Here is a 1,056-nt window from a genome sequence, read left to right as displayed (position 1 = left end):
TCACCGAATTGCGCGCACTCTCATCGAACTTCGATCGTCCCACTGCAAAAAACATCCCCTTTTTCAGCCCCTGCCCCAATTCCATCGCCACCACTTTTTTGAGAAGTTACTCATTGCCCTGTTCGACCCTCTGAGCCTGTGTGGTCCGTGGCATTCGACCGACCTCCTGGGGCCGGACGCCATGCCCGGCACACAGGGTCGATCACCTTTTCAAGCTCTTGTCCAGCATTTTTAGAACTCGATCGCCCTGCGGCTAGAGTTAGCAACGCTTGTCATTCCGGTCCGACGCGCCTAAACTTAGAATTTAGACTGGCTGCGACAGGCGCAGGATACGCGCCATGAGGGCGGCTCGGCCGGGGGATGTGTGGGGTGAGTGAATGTGGATGGGTGACTGGACTGGTTACGCTTGTCGCGCAGTCTTCCTCGCGCTGACCTGTGGCTGCACCTTGGCCGGTTTGATCGCACCGCCCCGTGCGCTGGCCGACGGGCGCTATCCGGCGGCCCAACAGGTCATCGAGGATCCCCGTGATCCCCGCCATTTGATCGTGAGAGCAACCTACGGGCTGCTCGTCACCCCCGACGCGGGTAAGAACTGGTTGCTGATCTGCGAGGAGGCCGTAGGCTATGGAGGCAATCAGGACCCCGTGCTCGGCCTTTTCGAAAACGGCAATCTGATGGCTGGCCTGTTCGGCGGTCTGGCACTGGCTTCCGAAGACGGCTGCAGCTGGAGCTTCGCTCGAGGCGGCGTGAGCGACATGGAGATCATAGACGTCACCGTGGATCCTGCCCAGCGAGCGCATGGTTTGGCACTGGCCACCAAGCAGGAACCCGATCGCAGCTGCCTGCACCGGCTATGGCACACCAGCGACAACGGCACGCTCTGGCAGGAGCTTGGCCCGGCCTTGCCAGCGCAGCTCTAGGTCAGGGGTCGTGTCCGCGGAACCGATAGGCGTTGGACACCCTGTTGGTACTATGCGAGGGATCGCGGGCACGGATCTGACGGGCGCAGCAACGGAGGATGACGACGACCACGGTCCAATCGACGTCGCGGCGCCT

General features: G+C 61.7%; 1 protein-coding gene. It reads left to right on the top strand.

Going from position 1 to position 1,056, the window contains the following annotated elements; genetic code table 11:
* The first annotated feature begins 383 nt into the window (after positions 1–383).
* The gene (locus MJD61_14420; GenBank protein ID MCG8556465.1) at positions 384–920 is read left to right on the top strand and encodes a hypothetical protein; all 537 of its coding nucleotides are present in this window, start codon (positions 384–386) and stop codon (positions 918–920) included.
* The last annotated feature ends 136 nt before the right edge of the window (positions 921–1,056 follow it).

The organism is Pseudomonadota bacterium (genome assembly GCA_022361155.1).
GTDB lineage: Bacteria > Myxococcota_A > Polyangia > Polyangiales > JAKSBK01 > JAKSBK01.
The sequence above is the reverse complement of the archived record's forward strand: the minus strand, read 5'-3'. Positions and strand labels throughout refer to the sequence as shown.

What these genes read in the sequence shown, in the direction of transcription:
- MJD61_14420 (MCG8556465.1), top strand. Translation starts at nt 384, where the DNA reads ATGGGTGACTGGACTGGTTACGCTTGTCGCGCAGTCTTCCTCGCGCTG.